The organism is Shewanella sp. 10N.286.51.B7, assembly GCF_002873615.1.
Classification (GTDB): domain Bacteria; phylum Pseudomonadota; class Gammaproteobacteria; order Enterobacterales; family Shewanellaceae; genus Shewanella; species Shewanella electrodiphila.
Genome location: NZ_MCUF01000021.1, coordinates 136066 through 136707, shown reverse-complemented (window position 1 = coordinate 136707; position 642 = coordinate 136066). Strand labels below are relative to the sequence as shown.

2 tRNA genes are annotated in these 642 nt (G+C 40.7%); both read right to left on the bottom strand.

The annotated features are described in order from the left end of the window. Window positions 1–49: 49 nt before the first annotated feature. Window positions 50–126, bottom strand: a tRNA-Arg gene (locus BCU84_RS04835). Window positions 127–149: 23 nt separating this feature from the next. Then, window positions 150–241, bottom strand: a tRNA-Ser gene (locus BCU84_RS04830). Window positions 242–642: the final 401 nt, after the last annotated feature.

The following is a 642-nucleotide window of genomic DNA, read 5'->3' as shown; positions in this document are numbered from 1 at the left end:
CCAGCTGAGCTACATCCGCTCATTAAATAATTCAAACACAAAATAGCAATGGTGCGGATGGGAGGATTCGAACCTCCGACCGCCTGGTTCGTAGCCAGGTACTCTATCCAGCTGAGCTACATCCGCATCGTTTACTATTTTTTAAGAAATGGCGGAGAGGGAGGGATTCGAACCCTCGATGGGATTTAAAGCCCATACTCCCTTAGCAGGGGAGCGCCTTCGGCCACTCGGCCACCTCTCCGTTTCTTGGGCGGTATATTACTGTTTGAAGAAAATAAGTCAAACCCTTTTTCAGAAACATATATTCATTTGAACTGTTTTTAATCATATTGCCGACTTAAGCCACAAATATTTTCAATTCACCCTACCGATTTTTGTTTTTTTGCTTTAAAACAATATCACTATTTAAGGTCGAAACGTTTCAGTTTATCCACTTCTGCAATCGACAATGATTTTATTACCCTTAAAAGTACACATGACCACATCATGATATTAAGCCTTCTTTATATAACAGCACCAAAGCATGCAACGTGAGAATAACCATGAATTGAAGAGTGAATTGCAGAATGGATAGAAGAAGGAATAGTAGAATGGATAGAAGGAGGAATAGCGGAGTGGATAAAAGAAGGAATAGCAGAGTGG